The organism is Leeuwenhoekiella sp. NPDC079379, assembly GCF_044542075.1.
In the GTDB taxonomy this organism is placed as follows: Bacteria; Bacteroidota; Bacteroidia; order Flavobacteriales; family Flavobacteriaceae; genus Leeuwenhoekiella.
Genome location: NZ_JBITTU010000001.1, coordinates 163,110 through 181,929, shown reverse-complemented (window position 1 = coordinate 181,929; position 18,820 = coordinate 163,110). Strand labels below are relative to the sequence as shown.

Here is an 18,820-nt window from a genome sequence, read left to right as displayed (position 1 = left end):
AGTAATCTGTCAGAACAAAAAGTATGTTAGCTAAAATAGAAATAGATAAAAAAGAATATACTGTAGATTTTTCTAAACCTATAGATCTTAGTATTCCGTTAGTTAATGGCGAAGCAAACCCTGTTGCGTGGTATTTAAACGCACCTAAAATAGAACCCGTAAAAGAAGGGAAATGGGTTGCTGCGGTTGCACAGGGAGCGGTGGTTAACTTTAATACTATTTCATTTAATCCTCATGCGCACGGCACACACACAGAGTGTGTAGGTCATATCACCGAAAAGGTACATAGTATAAATCAAAGCCTTCAAAGATTTATGTTTGTTGCTGAGGTTATTACGCTGGTTCCTGAAGCTTTTAATGAAGATTATGTGTTTACAAAAAAGCAGGTGCAAAAAGCTTTGGGAACCAATAGACCAGAAGCTTTAGTGATACGCACCCTGCCTAATACGTCTAGCAAAAAAAGCAGAAAATGGTCAAACACAAACTGGCCGTACCTCTTAGATGAGGCCGTTGGGTTTTTTAGAGAATGCGGTATAAAACATTTACTTCTTGATTTACCTAGTGTAGATCGCGAGAAAGATGAGGGTGTTTTGGCATCCCACAAAGCCTTTTGGGATTTAGATGGCAAAATACGTATGGATGCTACAATAACAGAAATGATCTTTGTACCTCATACCGTTACAGACGGCAGGTACCTGCTTAATCTTCAAATAGCCTCATTTGAGAATGACGCAACACCTAGTAAGCCGGTTTTGTATGCTTTAAGCTAATTGAGTAAATGCTTGTTTCTATTGGGCACAATTGGCAAGTAACTTTATATTTGTCTTTATGGAATATTTATTTATTGGTTTAGCCCTGGGTAGTGTAATCGCCTATTTCGTTTTTATGCGATTTAATAAAACCAAGCGTCAGCAAAACGCACAGCAGCAGTCTGTAGTTTTGATGGAAAAAATACGCAACGTCTGTAAGTTTATAACTGTAGAAGGTGATTTCTCTGAGATTTATCATTACCAGAATGTAAAGGATAAATGGATAAATCTATTCCTTGGAAGCAAAAAAGCATTGGTTCTTATAGACGCTAAGGCGTATATAGGTTTTGATTTGACAAAAATTAAAATGCACCCAGATGTTAATAATAGAACGATTATTCTAACAGACTTCCCGCAACCAGAATTATTAAGTATTGAAACTGATTTTAAATACTACGACAAAAAAGAAGGCTGGGCAAACCCATTTACTTCTACAGATCTAACCGAAATTAATAGAGAAGCAAAACAGCATATTGTAGATAAAGTGCCGCAAAGCGGTTTATTTGCCGAAGCTTCAAAACAAGCCTTAAGTACCGTAGCTTTAATGGAAAACTTGGTACAAACCATAGGCTGGAAACTCGATTATAAAGCTTTAGAAACAGCAGCAGTAGAAACTCGAAAAATCACAGAACATGCAGGGGCAAAAACAATTTAGCATCAAGCCGGTTTCTGAGGCAGATTGGCCGGTTTTAAAAGGGTTGGTAGACGAAGTTTGGCCCACTACCTATAAAGACATTCTTTCATCAGAACAGATTGCGTATATGATGAATATGATGTACAGCATCACATCACTAAAAAAACAGGAACAAGAAGGGAGTCGTTTTTTTCTGATGTATAAAGAGGAGTTACCTGTGGGTTATCTGGCATTCAGTCTGCATTATAAGGATAAGAAATTAAATTCTGAAGGAGGTCTAACCAAGGTTGATAAAATCTATGTGTTACCTAGAACACAGGGAACGGGAGCAGGTCGCTATTTAATGGATTTCGCTTTCGCGGAAGCTAAAAAGGCAGGCGATACCGGTGTCTTGTTAAATGTAAATAGAGATAATAAGGCCGTTAAATTCTACGAGCATTACGGATTTAAAAATGCTTATTCTGGAGATTTTGATATCGGGAACGGCTACCTGATGGAAGATTATATTATGTATTATCCGTTTTAATATTAATTACAAAGTTCCTTTCTCCTCAAGAGAAGTTAGATACTATGAATATCGAAAACTATCGTGAATACTGTATTAAAAAGCCGGGTACTACAGAAGAGTTTCCGTTTGACCAGAATACATTGGTTTTTAAAGTGATGGGTAAGATGTTTGCTTTAAGTAGTCTTAGTAGTTGGGAGCAAGGCGAGCCGCGTATAAATTTGAAATGTAATCCTGAAGAAGCAGTGCAACTGCGGGCAGATTATCCTCAAAGCATTCTTCCGGGTTTTCATATGAACAAAACCCACTGGAATACCGTGGTACTAAATGGGGAACTCACCCCAAAACATCTTACACAATTTATAGACAGCAGCTATGATCTAATAGTAAAAGGTCTTAGTAAAAAGCTAAAAGACGAATTAAAAACTCGTGAATGATTCTTAATAATTAGCTTTACACAGACACTTTTTTGATTTTTTATAGTCTTTAAAGTTACTCATAAATTACTCGAACTATCTTCTGCCTGTAAAATTTAAGGTAGCTATTATTCTTTTATGCAAAACCCCAGTGATTCTTATACCGCTCTTTTAGAAAGTTACACCGCCCAACTCGGTACAGTTAAATCAAACTTGTTGAAAAGCAGTATGATTCGACTTGTTCTGTTTTTAGCCGGTGTGTGTGCTGTTTATTTTTTTTGGTCAAATATGCAAATTGTAATAGCCGTGATAGTGGTCGTGGTTATTCTATTTTTAATTTTAGTTTCTAGACATTCAAATCTTCAATATAAACGCGATTTTCTACAGCAACTCATTCAACTTAATGAAACCGAACTGCAGGTTTTAAATCGTGATTTTCACGATTTGCCAGACGGGGAACACTATAAGAATCCGTTACATCCTTTTAGTCTTGATATAGATCTCTTTGGGAGAGGATCTTTTTTTCAGTATATAAACAGAAGTAGTCTCAAAAGCGGAGAGCAGAAACTTGTAGAACTTTTTACAGCAAATTCTATTGAGAATATTCCGCAAAAACAGAAAGCTATACAAGAACTCGCAGCACATATTAAGTGGCGACAAAATTATCAGGCTACGGCTGCATTAGTTAAAACTACAACATCTGCAGATTCTATAATTAACTGGCTAAAAAGCTACGAGGCTTTTGCGCCTAAGATTATGAGCTGGTTGCCAAATGCATTTGCTGCAGTTTCGGTACTCCTCTTTGTGTTAATGTATTTAGACTTGATCCCTGAAAGTATTTTGATATGGTGGTTTTTTGCAGGTCTTGGGATTACCGGTATTTATGTGAAAAAGGTGAACGGTCTTTGGGATAAATCTGGTAAAGCTCAGTCTACGTTTGAACAGTATTATAAATTGATGCTTTTACTGGAAGAGCAGGAGTTTGATTCGACCTTATTAAAACAAGAGGGGGCAAAAATTAAGTCTCAACAAACAAGTGCTTCAGCGGTAATTAAGCAATTTTCAAAAATGCTGGGTACTTTAGATCAGCGTTCTAATCTACTGGTGGGAACATTTGTTAATGCTTTTTTTCTATCAGACTTAAGACAGGTTTATAAAATAGAAAAATGGATTGCAGCTAATGCCGGTGAAGTAAACGAGTGGTTTGATGTGATTGCTTTTTTTGATTCTCAAAATAGTCTGGCAAACTTTAGTTACAACCACCCGCAATATACATTTGCTAAAATAACAGACGCGACACATACCTTAAATGCAACTCATTTAGCACATCCGCTCTTAGATCCCAGAAAAGCGGTTACAAACGATTTTCATATTAATAACGAGCAATTTTTTATAATTACAGGAGCTAATATGGCGGGTAAAAGTACCTTTTTGCGCACCGTATCCCTAAGCATTGTAATGAGTAATGTAGGCTTGCCTATATGTGCAAAAGAAGCGGTATACACGCCTATAAAGTTAATTACCAGTATGCGTACCAGCGACTCACTTACAGACGATGAGTCGTATTTCTTTTCAGAATTAAAGCGTCTTCAATTTATTGTAAATGCGATTAAGACAGATACCTACTTCATCATCCTGGACGAAATTCTAAAAGGAACAAACAGCACCGATAAAGCGATAGGTTCTAGAAAATTTATTGAAAAACTTGTGGCGTCACACAGCACAGGAATTATTGCTACTCACGATTTAAGTCTTTGCGAAGCTGCAAATGATCTTGAGCAAGTAAAAAACTATTACTTTGATGCGCAGATTAAAGACGACGAACTTTATTTTGACTACACGTTTAAAAAAGGGATTTGTCAAAATATGAACGCTTCTTTTCTACTTCGGAAAATGAATATAATAGACAGTTAGATGGATTCATTGACTCAAATTGTTCTGGGAGCTGCAGTGGGTGAAGCTGTCTTAGGTAAGAAAGTAGGCAATAAAGCAATGCTTTACGGCGCTATTGCCGGCACAATTCCCGATTTAGATACTCTTGTAGGTAAATTTTTAGATCCGTTAACGGCTATAGAAATTCATCGCGGTATCAGTCATTCTATTGTTTTTAGTATAGCGATGGCTCCAGTGCTGGGGTGGCTGGTTTCCAAAATCCATAAAAAAGCTGAAGCAAGTTGGAAAGACTGGTCCTGGCTCTTTTTCTGGGGCCTGGTAACACATCCGTTACTCGACGCGCATACCACCTGGGGAACGCAACTCTTCTGGCCTTTTGATTTACGACTGGCGTATCAGAATATTTTTGTTATCGATCCGCTGTACACGGTACCCTTTTTAATCTTTTTAATTCTAGCGATGCGTTTGCCAAAAACTTCCGCGAAGCGCAGAAAATTTAATCGCCTGGGACTCTTAGTGAGCTCGGCCTATATGATACTTACTCTAATTTTAAAATGGGTAAGCTTTAAGAAATTTGAGCAGGCATTAGCAGATAAGAATTTAGAATATACAGAACTCGATACACGACCGGCAGCATTTAATACCATTTTGTGGTACGCAAATATTGACGTAGGTGCGTATTATCTTTTAGCCGATTATTCATTTTTTGACTCTAAACCCATAACTTTTAAACGCATTGCTAAGAACCGGGAGCTGTTAGGAGATTTGAAAAATTCAGAAACGGTTAAGAGACTCAGTACTATTGCCGAAGGTTGGTATGCTATTGAAGACAAAGAGGGCGACTTGTATTTTAATGATTTGCGCTTTGGTACATATGATTTAAATGCTGAAAATTTAAGTTTTGTATTCAGCTATCAACTTATACCTAATGAATTTGATGATCTTACTATTGAAGAAGCACAACGCGATCCTGAAGCTATGAAACAAGTTTTAAGCAGTCTATGGAACAGGATCTGGGGAAACTAGAATTGAGATAGAAGGTTTTACGATAGATTCAAGAGCAGAGATAAAGAAGAGACTAACATCAATAAAATATAAACGCAATAGTTATGCATTACAAACTATCTGAAATTACACCTAAAGAAATAATGCCCGGTTATAAGGGTAAACTGGTACATACACAAAATACTTCTTTGGCTTTTTGGGAAGTAACACAAGGCGCAGAAGTGCCAGAGCACAGTCATATGAATGAGCAAATTATGCACGTGATTGAAGGCGAATTTGAATTTACACTTGACGGGGAAACTAAAGTGTATCATCCCGGAGATATCGTTGTGATTGCTCCTCACTTAAAACACAGTGGTAAAGCATTAACAGCCTGTAAACTTCTGGATGTTTTTAGCCCTACGCGCGAAGAGTATAGGTAGAAGTAAGATTTGAGACATTAGAATTGTAATATCAATAAAAATGGAAATAGTATTAAACGGTAAAAAAGCTTTAGTAGGCGGAAGCACATCTGGGATTGGTAAAGCCATTGCGATGCAGTTGGCGGCGAGCGGAGCGAGTGTAACACTAATGTCTCGATCTCAAGAAAAACTAGAAGCAGTGCGGGAAGAACTGTCAACAGATCAGGGACAGCAGCATCAGATTCTGGTTGTAGATTTTACAGATTTTGAATCGTATAAAAAATTGATTTCTGAATTTTTCAAAAGCAATACTGTCGACATTCTTGTCAATAATACGCAAGGTCCGGCTGCCGGAACCGCTTTAGAAAAGGAAGTTTCAGATTATCAGCAGGCTTTTGATTTGTTATTTAAAACGGTAGTGCTCACAACAGAATTGGCGCTGGAGGCTATGCGGAAAAATAAATGGGGACGTATAATTAATGTGGCTTCGGTTTCGGTGAAAGAACCCTTATCGTATTTAGTCTTGTCAAACTCTATTCGCGCAGCAGTTGTCACCTGGGCAAAAAGCCTGGCTACCGAAGTAGGTAAAGATCAAATCACAGTTAATAGTATTCTCACCGGCTATTTTGATACCGAACGGATCACGTCCTTAAATGCTAAAAAAGCTCAGGAGCAGAATATTTCTGAAGATGAGGTCTTAAAGAAAATGGAAGCAAAAGTGCCGGTACGTCGCATCGGCAAACCAGAAGAATATGGATATTTGGTTTCTTTTCTTGCTTCAGAACAAGCAGCATACATTACCGGAACACAAATTCCTATAGATGGTGGTTTACTAAGTAGTTTGTAGGTAGTTAGAATTTTTTTAAAAGCTTTGTGCTAAATCTCAATGAATTACCCATATTCAAATTTTGAGCATCTAAAATTAATTTAGGCCCCATGTCTAATTTGATATCGTTAATTTCTGTTTTTATACCTAAACCTAATTCGCTTTGCTCAAAAAGCGGATTCATATAGGTTTGACTCGTACCTTGATTATTAATAGGACTACTCAGGTATTTCCCTATGGCATAGATATCAAATCTGGGCTTTAACTTGTAAACGAATTCAGCTTCAGCTTGTAACTGAATATCTGGTAGTGTGTTTGAGTTTGCAAGACCCTGCACAACGTGACTTGCGCTAAAACTCATCTCTAATTTATTGTTGTAGAAACTTATTGAATTTTTATATTTTTTAAAAAACCCCAGATCGTTATAAACGACGCTATCTTTTTGCTGATTAAATGAAGCTTTGAGGTTCTTAGATTCAGCTTCTTTCTGAGCGCTCAGTAGCGTGCTGTTAAGGCTCAATGAACCTAAGATCAAAAACAATTTAATACTGCAGAGAGGGTTTTTGATATTCATATAAAGCTTTTTCAAAGGACTAAATATCAATAAAAAAGTTGCATTAAAAACATCGGTCTTGTATATATACTAATATTTATTAGTTTCTGATAATGTATATTACTTTTTATCTGCTAGTATAGCAACTAACTTTTAGTTAACTGCTTTTTTTAAAATGTAAAAGATATCTAATTCTGTAAAATGTAAATGGGTTAGGCTTTTATAAAGATACTTATGCAATTTGATTCTTATATTCACGCGGGCTTATACCTTTTTGCCTTTTAAAATACCGATTAAAATTAGAAACCGAATTAAATCCGCAGCTGTAAGCTATAGTTGCAATAGCCTCTTGATCTTCATTAGTACGTAACATTTGACAGGCGTGTTCTATACGCAATTCAAGCAAAAACTGATTGAAAGTTTTGTTAGTTCGTTCTTTAAAAAAACGGCAAAAAGCGGTCGGACTCATTGCAGCAATCTCGGCAATTTCGGTGAGAGTTACTCGCTCCTTAAAGTTAGTTAAGCAATAATCAAAAACAGTACTCATACGCTGCCCTTCTGTGTCTGTATATTTTGAGTTTTTAGTAAAATTAGAAAGCAGCTCTTTTTTTGCTTTATTTAGATGATAAAGCAAACGTATAAAACTCATAAATCGCTCTAGATTAGGTCTGTCTTTTAAAATCAAAAACTCTTTTAAAAATTGCTTGTTTGTGTCTAGCACTCTAAAACCGGAAGCTGCTTTTCTAAAGAAATAATCAAAATCCTTTAATTCTTCAGTATCAAAAAAAGTAGTCCCAAAACTTTCCCGGTCAAAAAATACGGTAAGCATATGCGAGAGTTGATCTTCATGTGCATCGCTTCTAAATACGTGAGGTAAGTTTCCGCCAAAAACTAAGACATCACCTGAGTTAAAACGAGATATGGTATCACCTACAAGTAGGGTTCCGCTACCCGAAACGATATAGCTCATTTGTATTTCGGGGTGTTGATGTAGCTGATCATAAAACAGGGGTTCAAGATCTTCCTGCAAGATGAGCGCGTTATTGCCAGACTTCGGTATTTTAAAAGGTAAAACTTTCAATTCGTAATAGTTGACATATTATTCGGTTAAAAATGAGCAATTATGTCAATATATGCAAAGTTATTGCTAAAACCTACAAAATGAAATGGTGCAAAGCCAGTTACATTTGTCTTAGTAAAAAATACCAGAAACTATGCAAATCAAATGGGAGGGCGTAATGCCAGCAGTAACTACAAAGTTTACAACAGACGATAAATTAGATCTTAATTTATTTGAGGTTAATATAAAAGCACAGCTTGATGCTGGGGTACATGGTATCGTTTTAGGAGGGACGCTAGGTGAAGCAAGTACCTTAACAGATGAAGAGAAAAGTACGCTAACGCGCAAAACCGTAGAGATTGTAGCAGGCAGTGTGCCGGTAATGATGAACATTGCTGAGCAAACTACCAAAGGAGCTATTGCAGCAGCTGCACAGGCAGAGAAGGATGGTGCAAATGGTCTAATGATGTTACCTCCTATGCGCTATAAAGCAAACAATGCAGAAACCGTAGCTTATTTTAGAGCCGTAGCGCAAAGTACCAGCTTGCCGATAATGGTTTATAACAATCCTGTAGATTATAAGATTGAAGTAACGCTAGATATGTTTGAAGAGTTGTTGCAAGAAGCAAATATTGTAGCGGTAAAAGAGTCTACCCGTGATATTTCAAATGTTACGCGTATTAAAAATCGTTTTGGTGATCGTTTAAAAATTATGACGGGTGTAGACACATTGGCTCTTGAGAGTTTGTTAATTGGCGCAGATGGCTGGGTTGCGGGTTTGGTTTGTGCATTTCCGGCAGAGACGGTTGCTATTTATGAGTTGCAAAAAGCAGGTCGTATCGCAGAAGCTTTAGAAATCTACAGATGGTTTTTACCGCTTTTAGAATTAGATATAGATGCGCAGTTGGTTCAAAATATTAAACTTGCAGAAGTACATACAAATATAGGTTCTGAGCATGTACGCGCACCACGTCTTCCTTTATCTGGAGCACGTCGTGAAGAAGTACTTAAAATTATAAATGAGGGTTTGGCGAGTCGTCCAACATTGCCAGAATATAAAAACTTGAGTGTAGGCGCTTCTGTGTAACAATTGTAAAATTTAAATTGGTGATTAAGTAGATTTGAAGTGTGGTATAATTAGTTATACGGCTATCAGTAATTACCAAGACCCGAGGCATTGCAGAACATCTATTTCACTCAATTTAACGAGAAAAATTAAGCACCGCAATTACGGTGCTTTTGCCATAAACAAGAGGTATCTGCTTTACAGGTATTATAAAGAACTTGATTATATTGATTATTGAGAATAACTTAATAAATCAAAAAATAGAGTTAAACGAAATTGAACAAATGATAACAGGTAAGAATTATATAGGAAGTAAAATTTCTGCGGAAGGCAATGTAACCTACACGACCATAAACCCAAAACTAAATACAGAAAATGAGTGGACGTTTACTGAAGCTACAGCGTCTGAAGTTGACGATGCTGCAACACTTGCAACTGAAGCTTTTGCTATATACAAACAGAAAACCGATGCTGAACGTGCTTTGTTTTTACGTCAAATAGGAGTAGAGATTGAGGCATTAGGTCAGGAGCTTATAGATACCTATACTACAGAATCTGGTCTTCCTGAAGGTAGAGCGCAGGGAGAACGTGGTCGTACTATAGGTCAATTAAATGCTTTTGCTGCGCTTCTTGAACAAGGTGATTGGGTACAGGCAACATTAGATCTTGCAGAGCCTAATCGTAGCCCTGCTCCTAAACCAGATTTGCGTAAAATGCAGATTGCTATAGGTCCCGTAGCGGTATTTGGCGCCAGTAATTTCCCGTTTGCGTTTTCTACTGCCGGTGGTGATACGGCAAGTGCGCTGGCATCAGGTTGCCCGGTAATAGTAAAAAGTCATCCTATGCACGCAGCTACCGGAGAACTGGTTTCTTTAGCGATTATTAAAGCAGCGCAAAAAGCAGGAATGCCCGAAGGTGTATTCTCAAATCTAAATAGCAAAGGAATTGCGGTAGGTGAGCAATTAGTAAAACACCCAGCAATTAAAGGTGTTGGTTTTACAGGAAGTATAAAAGCAGGTAAAGCCTTGTGTGAAATTGCAGCAAATAGGGAAGAGCCTATTCCGGTTTATGCAGAGATGGGAAGTATTAATCCTGTAGTAATGCTCCCGGAAGCTTTAAAGAAAAATGGAGAATTCTGGGCTCAAAAATATGCCGCAAGTATTAATATGGGAGCAGGGCAGTTTTGTACAAACCCCGGACTCATATTGGGTGTTGCTAGCGCCGAGTTAGATACTTTTGGTAAGCACCTGGCTTCCTATTTAGATGAGCAGGCAGCAAGTTGCATGTTGCATCCTAATATTCTTTCGGCTTATGAAACCGGAAAACAAAAGATGCTTGATGCTTCTTCAACTGAAGTACTTGCCGTAAAACTGGCTACAGAAGGAGCAAATGACGCTAAGCCTACTTTAGTAAAGGTTAGCGGAGACGCTTTTCTAGAAAACACAGAATTACATAATGAGGTTTTTGGACCATTTTCTATGCTGGTTACCTGCGATTCACAGGCGCAATTAGTAGAAGTTTTAAATCAATTAGAAGGGCAATTAACAGGATCATTAATTGGCGAAACTACAGAAGTTGCTAAGTACAATGACGTGGTAGATGCACTGCGCTCTCGAGTAGGAAGAATGCTATTTAACGGAGTTCCTACGGGTGTTGAGGTGTGTCCTGCAATGCATCACGGTGGTCCGTTTCCGGCTTCTTCAGATTCTAAATTTACCTCTGTGGGTAATGATGCAATTTACCGTTGGGTGCGGCCGGTTTCCTATCAGGATTGGCCACAAGAATTGTTGCCTGCTGCTTTACAGGATAAAAATCCATTAGGGATTTTCCGTAAGGTAAATGGAACGTACAGCAACTCGTAAACAGGAAGTAGAACTAAAAAACAAATTATAAAAACGTTAAGGTAGAGTACAGCATTTAAACCGAAACTAGATTTAAAGGAATTCAGCTTATGAAAAACTATAGTATATTATTTTGGATTCTTTTTGTTTCCGCTTCTGCGATGTCTCAAAACGCGGTATCACTAGATAGCATTATCAACACGTATGAGCAGCATCGTGATTACGACCGGCAAGATTTTCCTTTAGGACGATATGACGTAGAGTTGCCCAAAGAGCGCGGAGATTTTGCAACGAGTTTGCTAGCTAAACTTGATAAAGTTGCTGTTGCAGATTTAAACACGAGTGAGACGATTTCGTATAAATTACTGCGCTTTATTTTGCAAGATCAGGTAGATGAATACACGTATAAAATGCATCTCAATCCCTTGCAGGCGGATCAGGGTTTTCACCTAGATCTTAATTATCAGGTACGCCCCATTCGCGGTTATGAGCAGGCAATAGGGTATTTAGAGCGTTTAAAAGCCATTCCGTATTTTACAGAAAGTCAGTTTAAATTAATGCGTAAAGGTCTTGCGCAGGGCATCGTTCAGCCTCGAATAATTTTTAAAGGTTATGAAGCATCCTACGAGACCCATATTGTAGAAAACCCGTTAGACAGCTACTTTTATTCTCCATTTTTAGAATTACCAGATAACATTTCGCAAAAGCGAAAAGACTCTTTGCTAACTGCTGCAAAGCAGATTATTACAGATGATGTTGTGCCGAGTTTCAAGAAAATTAAATTCTTTTTTGAAACTGAATATTTGCCCAATAGTCGTGAAACTATCGGCGTTTCTGCTCAGCCTGAAGGTTCAGCTTTTTATCAAAATCGAATTAACTTCTACACCACTTCTAAAGAATATACTGCAGCGTCCATTCACGAACTTGGTCTCGCAGAGGTGGCGCGCATAAAAGGGCAAATGGAAGAGATCATTAAAGAAGTTGAATTTAAAGGGTCGTTTGCAGAATTCCTTCAGTTTTTGCGTACCGATAAGCAATTTTTTGTAACGACAGGCGATGCGCTTTTAATGCACGCGCGTGACATCGCAAAACGCATTGATAACGAGTTGCCCGCATATTTTAAGAAGCTTCCACGCCAGCCTTATGGTGTAATAAAAGTACCTGATGCGATCGCACCAAAATATACTGGAGGGCGTTACAGCGGTAGCTCTATAAACGGAACTCAGGCAGGACATTATTTAGTAAACACGTATAAATTAGATAGTAGAACCTTATATACATTGCCTTCTTTGACGGCTCATGAGGCGGTGCCGGGCCACCACTTACAAGGAGCGCTTAATCAGGAAATGAGCGATAGCATTCCGCAGTTTAGAAAAAATTTATACCTCTCTGCTTATGGGGAAGGCTGGGGTTTGTATGCAGAATATCTGGCAGATGAGATGGGGATTTATAGAACACCGTATGAGAAATTTGGTCAGCTTACTTATGAGATGTGGCGTGCATGTCGCCTTGTGGTTGACACCGGAATACATGCAATGGGGTGGTCAAGACAAGAGGTTATTGATTATATGTCGCAAAATACAGCGCTTTCAATTCACGAGATCAACACAGAAACAGATCGTTACATCGGCTGGCCGGGACAGGCGTTAAGTTATAAAATAGGCGAACTCAAAATACGCGAATTACGGGAACGTGCTAAAAAGGAACTTGGTGAGAACTTTGACATTAGGGCATTTCACGAAGTGATTTTAAGCTCGGGAACGGTAACGCTTCCTATTCTCGAAGAGCAGGTAGATGCGTATATCGCTAAAGCCGTAAAAGGTTAAAATACACATTAAAAAATTTACCCGAATTCCTTCAATCAAGAAACAAGAAATAACAAATAAGAATGGCCATACACACGTTTGAATGTATAGACGCACATACCTGTGGTAATCCTGTGCGTGTGGTTAAAACCGGTGGTCCTGCTTTAGAAGGCAAAACCATGAGCGAGAAGCGGCAGCATTTTCTAAAGGAATATGACTGGATACGTAAAGGTCTAATGTTTGAACCCCGCGGTCACGATATGATGAGTGGGAGTGTTTTGTTTCCGCCCCATGATCCTGTAAATGACTTTGCAATTCTGTTTATAGAAACCAGCGGGTGTTTACCTATGTGTGGCCACGGTACTATAGGGACAATAACGATCGCCATTGAAGAAGGTCTGGTTGTGCCTAAAATCCCTGGAAGAATACGAATGGAAGCTCCCGCAGGACTGGTAGAAATCGAGTATCAGCAGACGGGTAACAAAGTAGATTGGGTAAAACTAACTAATGTAAAAAGTTACCTGGCAGCAAAAGATTTGACCATAATTTGCCCTGAGTTAGGCGAACTTAAATTTGATGTTGCCTACGGCGGAAATTACTATGCGATTGTTGATCCCCAGAAAAACTTTAGCGGAATACAGCATTACTCAGCTTCAAAAATTGTTCAGTTAAGTCAGGAGTTGCGGCAGCGTATTAATTTAAAATACCCCAATCATTTTATTCATCCTGAAAATGATACCATACGAGATGTGAGTCATATGTTATGGACGGGAACCCCTATAGACCCAAGTTCATCGGGTAGAAATGCAGTATTTTACGGTGATAAAGCAATAGATCGTTCTCCCTGCGGCACAGGTACTTCGGCACGTGTAGCCCAATTACATGCGCGTGGTCTTTTAGAACCCAAAACCGAATTTATTCACGAAAGTATTATCGGCTCAAAATTTATAGGGTGTGTAGAAGAAGTAACCACCCTGGGTAATTTTCCGGCAATAGTACCCAGTATCAAAGGTTGGGCACGTATTTACGGGCACAATACGATGACTATAGATGAAGAAGATCCGTATGCATTCGGGTTTCAAGTGATCTAAATTAAACAGACAGCTATGAGATATTTTCGGGTTTACAGTCTATTATTTTTTATGGGTATTGTATTTAGTTCAGGTCTTTTGGCTCAACAGCAAATGACCTTGGCAGAATATCAGAATGCCATTGAATATACCTACGGAAATCTAATGAATAAAAAGGTTTTCAATCTCAAGACTGATGTTCACGAATTTGAAGATCATTCAGGTATTTGGTTTGTAGAATACGATACAATCGGAAAAACATACCAAACGGTCGCGTATAAGAATCTTCAAAAAAAACCATTATTTGACCATATTCAACTGGCTGAAGCATTAGCTAAAAACACAAAAATTAAGGTTGAGGCAACAGCGCTAAATCTTGAAAATATTGAGAAAACCCAATCGGGAATACGCTTTAAATATGGTAATAAGAGTTTTAGCTGGAATTCAAATTCTAGCGTTTTACGTTCCGAAGAAAAACAAAAAAAGAAGTCGTTAAAGCGGGAAACGATTAAAGAATCTACTTCGCCAGATGGCAGGTGGATAGCCTATGTTAAAGCGCACAACCTATACCTAAGAGAAGCAGCGACTCAAAACGAGTTTGCATTAACAACCGATGGAAAACAAGGTTATGACTATGCGAGCAGCATCGGCTGGTTTGATATTATAGAAGGAGAAGGTACAGAACGACCTGATCATTTTGATGTGCAGTGGTCACCAGATTCAAAATATCTTGTTACGCAGGTTGTAGATACGCGTAATGCAGAGAAAATGTATTTGCTCGACTATAGCATAGATAGCTTATACAAGCCTAAACTGTTGAGTTATTATCGAGGGTCTCCGGGAGATACGACGATGGTGATGTATAAACCTGTATTTTTTGACGTGCCTGCAAAAAAGCAGTTGGCAATAGATTTACCTGCAAAAATTCATGTAAACGGGATCTGGTTAAAGTGGCAGGATGGGGAACCCCATAAAATGATTGCTTCCTATCGCAGTAGAGGTTATAAAAACCAGTATTTACAGCAAATAGATCTTGATGCACAAACCGTAACGCCGTTTTATGAAGAAACAGTAGCAACCAGTATAGACAATTTTGAATATCGCGAGATTGAAGGTTGGGATGATCTGGTGGTGTTGTCTGAACGTAGCGGCTGGAAACAATTGTATTTGCTCAATAAACAATCTGAAAAATTGAAAACCCTTACCAGTGGTGACTTTGTTGTGAATGAGATTGTTTCAGTAAATGCAAAAAAGAAGGAAATTTACTATTTAGCATCGGGTGTTGACGCTAAAGAAAACCCGTACCATCAGAACCTGTATAAAGTTTCTTTAGCAGGAAAGATCACACTTCTAACTCCCGAAACCGGTAATCATGATATTCAGTTTTTTAAAGATTCAGAATATTTTATTGATGCGATTTCTACAGTAACCACACCTACACATACGGTTTTACGAGCTAAGAAAGACGGTAAAATAGTTAAAACACTCACCAGAGCAGATGTTGAATCGGTAATTAAAGAAGGCTGGCAAACCCCTGAAGTTTTTACACTAGCCGGTAAAGATGGTAAAACACCTATTTACGGGGCGTTATGGAAACCGGTAGATTTTGATGAAGCCATAAAATATCCGGTTATAGATGCGACTTACACAGGACCGCATACACAGCGATTTCCGAGATCTTTTGATGCCGCTTTTAGCAATCAGGCAATGGCTAATCTTGGTTTTATTGTTGTGGTTATAGACGGTTTGGGAACTGCCGGGAGATCAAAAGCTTTTAGGGATGTGTCATATCAAAATATGGGTGATAACCTGAGGGACCACGTAAACGCAATTCAGTTTTTAGGTAAGCAATACAGCTGGGTAGATGTTGACCGAGTGGGTATTTTTGGCCATTCTGCTGGTGGTTACGATGCGGCCCATGCCTTGCTTGCTTTTCCTGATTTTTATAAGGTAGCTGTAGCCAGTAGTGGGGATCACGATTTTAGGATGGAGAAAGCCTGGTGGCCTGAGATGTATATGGGATACCCTATAGATGAGCGGTATGAGCAGGTTTCTAATGTGACTATGGCGCCTAATCTCAAAGGCAAATTACTACTCGTTCACGGAGGTATTGATGACAATGTTAACCCTTCAGGAACCTACAAACTGGCAGAAGCATTAATTAAAGCAGATAAAGACTTTGACTTGCTTATTATACCGAGTCAGCGTCACGGTTATACGGGTAAATACAATACTTATTTTCAGAAGAAACGCTGGAATTATTTTATTAAAAATCTATTGAATAAAGAACCTCTTTGGGAATATAACATCAATTAATATGGGTAAAGATTGTGTGGTTATAGGTGGCGGAATTATAGGATTGTCATGTGCATACTATCTGCAGAAATCAGGTCACAAGGTTACTATTATTGATCAAAGTGCAATGAATGGCGGAGCGTCGTATGTAAATGCCGGATATCTCACGCCGAGTCATATTATGCCGCTTGCAGCACCGGGAGCGATGAAGCAAGGCCTAAAATGGATGTTTAGCAGTAAAAGTCCGTTGTACATAAAGCCGCGACTCAATTCTGAATTTTTAAAATGGTCTGTAGCATTTAATAAATCCTGTTCAAAAGCTAATGTAGCTAAGGCAATACCTGCAATTAAGGCTATTAATTTATTGTCTAGGGATTTATATTCAGATATAAGGGAGACTGAAAATTTTGGGTTTCAATTAGAAAAAAAAGGCTTGCTGATGCTGTGTCAAACAGATCATATGCTAGATGAAGAAGCTCATATACTTGGTTTAGCAACGCAAGAGGGTTTGCCTGCAAAAATGCTGTCTGCGGAAGAAGTACAGCAAAAAATGCCTAATGCACAATTGAATATTAAAGGAGCCGCCTACTACGAGTGTGATCAACATACCACACCTGGAGAATTTATGGCAGAACTACAAACTTTGCTTCTAAACAAAGGTGTTACTTTTTTAAAAAATGAAAAGGTAATTGATTTTGAATTTAACGGTAAAAAGATAACGCAAGTCAAAACAGAATCGGGTAAAACGATATCAGCAGATGAGGTCATCCTCGCTACAGGCGCCTGGGCGGGGTCTTTAAACAAAAAACTAAACTTAAATATTTTAATGCAGGCCGGTAAAGGCTATCGCATTAACTCTACATCAGAAACCGGTATTACATTACCATCTATACTTTGTGAAGCCAAAGTTGCCATAACGCCAATGAACGGTTTTACCCGTTATGCCGGTACGATGGAAATCGCAGGAATTAATCACAACATCAATAAGGCCCGTGTTGAAGCCATAGCAGAAGCGGTGCCTAGATATTTTAATAATATTTCTATTACAAAACAAGAAAAGGCTGAAGCGCAGTGCGGTTTACGACCGGTAACTCCAGATGGTTTGCCGTATATAGGTAAAACTTCAAAATGGGAGAACCTTACCCTCGCCACCGGTCATGCGATGATGGGCTGGAGCCTCGGTCCCGCCACGGGATTACTGGTTTCTGAAATCATCAATGGTAAAAAACCGTGGTTAGATTTAAATGTATACAATCCGGACCGTAAGTTTTAGTTCTCGATACATTTCCACAATGCTATGGTATTGTGGAAATACTCGAACTGACAGCCATTAATGATGTCACTTCGAGTGAATTTGAACAGCGGTAGCAGGTTCAAATTTATATCGAGAATTTGCATTCATCCCAAGGCGTCATCCTTCAGTAATTTAAGAAAGAAGTTTTAAAATCAAGCTGAACGTGTTTCACCATCGCATCAGCACTGTTTTTATGAAGACCTAAAGTAACTTACTCTGTCTTTTATAAAAGGCATCCTGTTGTTTTTGCATCAGGTCGCGGGCCATTTTCTTTTTGTAATTGTAGAGTTCATCTTCTTGAGCCAGATCGCCATATACTTTATCGTTGACCACATTATCTGCGTCAATTAAATTTTTACGTTGATTCGCTTTTTGAGTCACCCAGGCTTTGAGTTCGCCCTCTGCATCTGCCAGTTTTAAATCGTATTCTCCTTTTGGTGAGATTAACTTAGCGAATATAGGAGTCGTTTCAATAGCCAGAAAGAGTAGAAAGATAAAGAAAGAGGGAATCCAGGGTAATTCTTCTAAAGCTTCAATACGCGCCATTAGACCGTCAAAATTGTCAATAATAGGTTGTGTTTCGGCTACGCGGGTTTCGTAGGTAGTGGCCAGGTCTGCTTTTTCAATTTCTAGTGCCGCAATTTTAGCAGCGTTAGTTTCTTTAAGTTTTGCTAATTCAGCTAAAGCGGCATCGTGTTTCTCTCTTTTTTCTTTGTAAACCGGCCCTTTTCCCAGGCGGTTTGTTCCTGAGGTTCCTTCCGCTTCTGCGATATACGTATTGTAAAGAGTATTTACTTCGGCTTCTTTTGTAGTAATCGCATTTTTTAGTTCGGTAATTTCAGAATCTAATAAGGCTAGCGCAGGGGTAAATTGATCTGCAATTTGAACCTGATTAGCAAGGGTTAAATCATTTTTTTGTTCTAAAAGAACCCGATCAATTTCTTTTTCAAAAATCTTTAATTCGAGTGGTTTTGAAATGACTATTGCGATTATGAGCGCGAGAATAAGGCGGGGTAATGCCTGTAAAAATTCGTCTATAAAGCTGTCTCGCTTTTTAATTGTAGAAACGATAAAACGGTCAAGATTAAAAATTAATAGTCCCCAAATAAATCCAAATCCTACCGCTATGGGAATAGAATCAAAAACAGTAAATAATGCATAAGCAGAGGCTACAAAAGCCATAAGTGCCGTAAAAAAAACAGTAGCACCTATACCTGCATATTTATTTTGCTCACCGGGAGCGCAGGTTTCTAAAAGAGCGTGATCTGCTCCAGAACAAAGAATAAAAATTTTTTTTAACATGGGTATTTTGATTTGATGAATTTTAATAGAACGTAATATAGAATT

The 18,820-nt window shown here is 38.4% G+C and carries 17 protein-coding genes; 14 read left to right on the top strand and 3 right to left on the bottom strand.

What is annotated here, in order from left to right; all coding sequences use genetic code 11:
- Positions 1-23 precede the first annotated feature (23 nt).
- The 8 genes from ACIGAM_RS00720 (at position 24) to ACIGAM_RS00685 (ending at position 6,510) form a co-directional block, all read left to right on the top strand.
- Positions 24-770 carry a cyclase family protein gene (locus tag ACIGAM_RS00720; RefSeq protein WP_396509563.1) on the top strand — a complete coding sequence of 249 codons (747 nt, stop codon included), beginning with the start codon at positions 24-26 and terminating at the stop codon, positions 768-770.
- A 58-nt stretch (positions 771-828) separates the two neighbouring features.
- Complete coding sequence (locus tag ACIGAM_RS00715; RefSeq protein ID WP_396509562.1) at positions 829-1,464, top strand: DUF4230 domain-containing protein; 636 nt, start codon at positions 829-831, stop codon at positions 1,462-1,464.
- Positions 1,442-1,969 carry a GNAT family N-acetyltransferase gene (locus tag ACIGAM_RS00710; protein ID WP_396509561.1) on the top strand — a complete coding sequence of 176 codons (528 nt, stop codon included), beginning with the start codon at positions 1,442-1,444 and terminating at the stop codon, positions 1,967-1,969. The genes ACIGAM_RS00715 and ACIGAM_RS00710 overlap by 23 nt, the downstream gene beginning before the upstream one ends.
- 44 nt (positions 1,970-2,013) lie before the next feature.
- Entirely contained in the window at positions 2,014-2,385 is a 372-nt protein-coding gene (locus tag ACIGAM_RS00705) for an MmcQ/YjbR family DNA-binding protein (protein WP_396509560.1), read from the top strand.
- 117 nt (positions 2,386-2,502) lie between these two features.
- Positions 2,503-4,278 carry a DNA mismatch repair protein MutS gene (locus ACIGAM_RS00700; protein ID WP_396509559.1) on the top strand — a complete coding sequence of 592 codons (1,776 nt, stop codon included), beginning with the start codon at positions 2,503-2,505 and terminating at the stop codon, positions 4,276-4,278.
- A complete protein-coding gene (locus ACIGAM_RS00695; protein ID WP_396509558.1) occupies positions 4,279-5,283 on the top strand; it encodes a metal-dependent hydrolase in 1,005 nt (334 codons plus the stop codon).
- Between the two features lie 83 nt (positions 5,284-5,366).
- Positions 5,367-5,684 (top strand): cupin domain-containing protein, encoded by a 318-nt coding sequence (locus tag ACIGAM_RS00690; RefSeq protein ID WP_028376610.1) that lies wholly within the window; start codon positions 5,367-5,369, stop codon positions 5,682-5,684.
- A gap of 40 nt (positions 5,685-5,724) precedes the next feature.
- On the top strand, positions 5,725-6,510 hold the full coding sequence (locus tag ACIGAM_RS00685) for an SDR family oxidoreductase (RefSeq protein WP_396509557.1): 786 nt from the start codon (positions 5,725-5,727) through the stop codon (positions 6,508-6,510).
- Positions 6,511-6,514: 4 nt separating this feature from the next.
- On the opposite strand, the gene ACIGAM_RS00680 is transcribed toward ACIGAM_RS00685, so the two are convergent.
- Both ACIGAM_RS00680 and ACIGAM_RS00675 read right to left on the bottom strand, forming a co-directional pair.
- Entirely contained in the window at positions 6,515-7,063 is a 549-nt protein-coding gene (locus tag ACIGAM_RS00680; protein ID WP_396509556.1) for a hypothetical protein, read from the bottom strand.
- Between the two features lie 211 nt (positions 7,064-7,274).
- A complete protein-coding gene (locus tag ACIGAM_RS00675; protein ID WP_396509555.1) occupies positions 7,275-8,123 on the bottom strand; it encodes an AraC family transcriptional regulator in 849 nt (282 codons plus the stop codon).
- Between the two features lie 133 nt (positions 8,124-8,256).
- Here ACIGAM_RS00675 and ACIGAM_RS00670 point away from each other — a divergent pair, with 133 nt between their 5' ends.
- The 6 genes from ACIGAM_RS00670 (at position 8,257) to ACIGAM_RS00645 (ending at position 17,452) form a co-directional block, all read left to right on the top strand.
- Positions 8,257-9,189 carry a dihydrodipicolinate synthase family protein gene (locus tag ACIGAM_RS00670; protein WP_396509554.1) on the top strand — a complete coding sequence of 311 codons (933 nt, stop codon included), beginning with the start codon at positions 8,257-8,259 and terminating at the stop codon, positions 9,187-9,189.
- 263 nt (positions 9,190-9,452) lie between these two features.
- Positions 9,453-11,030, top strand: a complete 1,578-nt coding sequence (locus ACIGAM_RS00665; RefSeq protein WP_396509553.1) for an aldehyde dehydrogenase (NADP(+)) — start codon at positions 9,453-9,455, stop codon at positions 11,028-11,030.
- 89 nt (positions 11,031-11,119) lie between these two features.
- Positions 11,120-12,835, top strand: a complete 1,716-nt coding sequence (locus ACIGAM_RS00660) for a DUF885 domain-containing protein (RefSeq protein WP_396509552.1) — start codon at positions 11,120-11,122, stop codon at positions 12,833-12,835.
- Between the two features lie 62 nt (positions 12,836-12,897).
- On the top strand, positions 12,898-13,905 hold the full coding sequence (locus ACIGAM_RS00655; RefSeq protein ID WP_396509551.1) for a 4-hydroxyproline epimerase: 1,008 nt from the start codon (positions 12,898-12,900) through the stop codon (positions 13,903-13,905).
- Positions 13,906-13,920: 15 nt separating this feature from the next.
- On the top strand, positions 13,921-16,200 hold the full coding sequence (locus ACIGAM_RS00650) for a prolyl oligopeptidase family serine peptidase (RefSeq protein ID WP_396509550.1): 2,280 nt from the start codon (positions 13,921-13,923) through the stop codon (positions 16,198-16,200).
- A gap of 1 nt (position 16,201) precedes the next feature.
- Positions 16,202-17,452, top strand: coding sequence for an NAD(P)/FAD-dependent oxidoreductase (locus tag ACIGAM_RS00645; RefSeq protein ID WP_396509549.1), 1,251 nt, complete (start codon positions 16,202-16,204; stop codon positions 17,450-17,452).
- Between the two features lie 222 nt (positions 17,453-17,674).
- Here the strand turns inward: ACIGAM_RS00645 and ACIGAM_RS00640 are convergent, their stop codons facing one another.
- Positions 17,675-18,775: a DUF4407 domain-containing protein gene (locus tag ACIGAM_RS00640; RefSeq protein ID WP_396509548.1), complete on the bottom strand. Its 1,101-nt coding sequence runs from the start codon at positions 18,773-18,775 to the stop codon at positions 17,675-17,677.
- Positions 18,776-18,820: the final 45 nt, after the last annotated feature.

Bases quoted from the DNA above. Each gene is read 5' to 3' on its own strand.
- ACIGAM_RS00650 (WP_396509550.1), top strand. From the start codon at position 13,921: ATGAGATATTTTCGGGTTTACAGTCTATTATTTTTTATGGGTATTGTA.
- ACIGAM_RS00655 (WP_396509551.1), top strand. From the start codon at position 12,898: ATGGCCATACACACGTTTGAATGTATAGACGCACATACCTGTGGTAAT.
- ACIGAM_RS00715 (WP_396509562.1), top strand. From the start codon at position 829: ATGGAATATTTATTTATTGGTTTAGCCCTGGGTAGTGTAATCGCCTAT.
- ACIGAM_RS00690 (WP_028376610.1), top strand. From the start codon at position 5,367: ATGCATTACAAACTATCTGAAATTACACCTAAAGAAATAATGCCCGGT.
- ACIGAM_RS00660 (WP_396509552.1), top strand. From the start codon at position 11,120: ATGAAAAACTATAGTATATTATTTTGGATTCTTTTTGTTTCCGCTTCT.
- ACIGAM_RS00645 (WP_396509549.1), top strand. From the start codon at position 16,202: ATGGGTAAAGATTGTGTGGTTATAGGTGGCGGAATTATAGGATTGTCA.
- ACIGAM_RS00670 (WP_396509554.1), top strand. From the start codon at position 8,257: ATGCAAATCAAATGGGAGGGCGTAATGCCAGCAGTAACTACAAAGTTT.
- ACIGAM_RS00680 (WP_396509556.1), bottom strand. From the start codon at position 7,063: ATGAATATCAAAAACCCTCTCTGCAGTATTAAATTGTTTTTGATCTTA.
- ACIGAM_RS00640 (WP_396509548.1), bottom strand. From the start codon at position 18,775: ATGTTAAAAAAAATTTTTATTCTTTGTTCTGGAGCAGATCACGCTCTT.
- ACIGAM_RS00685 (WP_396509557.1), top strand. From the start codon at position 5,725: ATGGAAATAGTATTAAACGGTAAAAAAGCTTTAGTAGGCGGAAGCACA.
- ACIGAM_RS00665 (WP_396509553.1), top strand. From the start codon at position 9,453: ATGATAACAGGTAAGAATTATATAGGAAGTAAAATTTCTGCGGAAGGC.
- ACIGAM_RS00705 (WP_396509560.1), top strand. From the start codon at position 2,014: ATGAATATCGAAAACTATCGTGAATACTGTATTAAAAAGCCGGGTACT.
- ACIGAM_RS00700 (WP_396509559.1), top strand. From the start codon at position 2,503: ATGCAAAACCCCAGTGATTCTTATACCGCTCTTTTAGAAAGTTACACC.
- ACIGAM_RS00720 (WP_396509563.1), top strand. From the start codon at position 24: ATGTTAGCTAAAATAGAAATAGATAAAAAAGAATATACTGTAGATTTT.
- ACIGAM_RS00695 (WP_396509558.1), top strand. From the start codon at position 4,279: ATGGATTCATTGACTCAAATTGTTCTGGGAGCTGCAGTGGGTGAAGCT.
- ACIGAM_RS00710 (WP_396509561.1), top strand. From the start codon at position 1,442: ATGCAGGGGCAAAAACAATTTAGCATCAAGCCGGTTTCTGAGGCAGAT.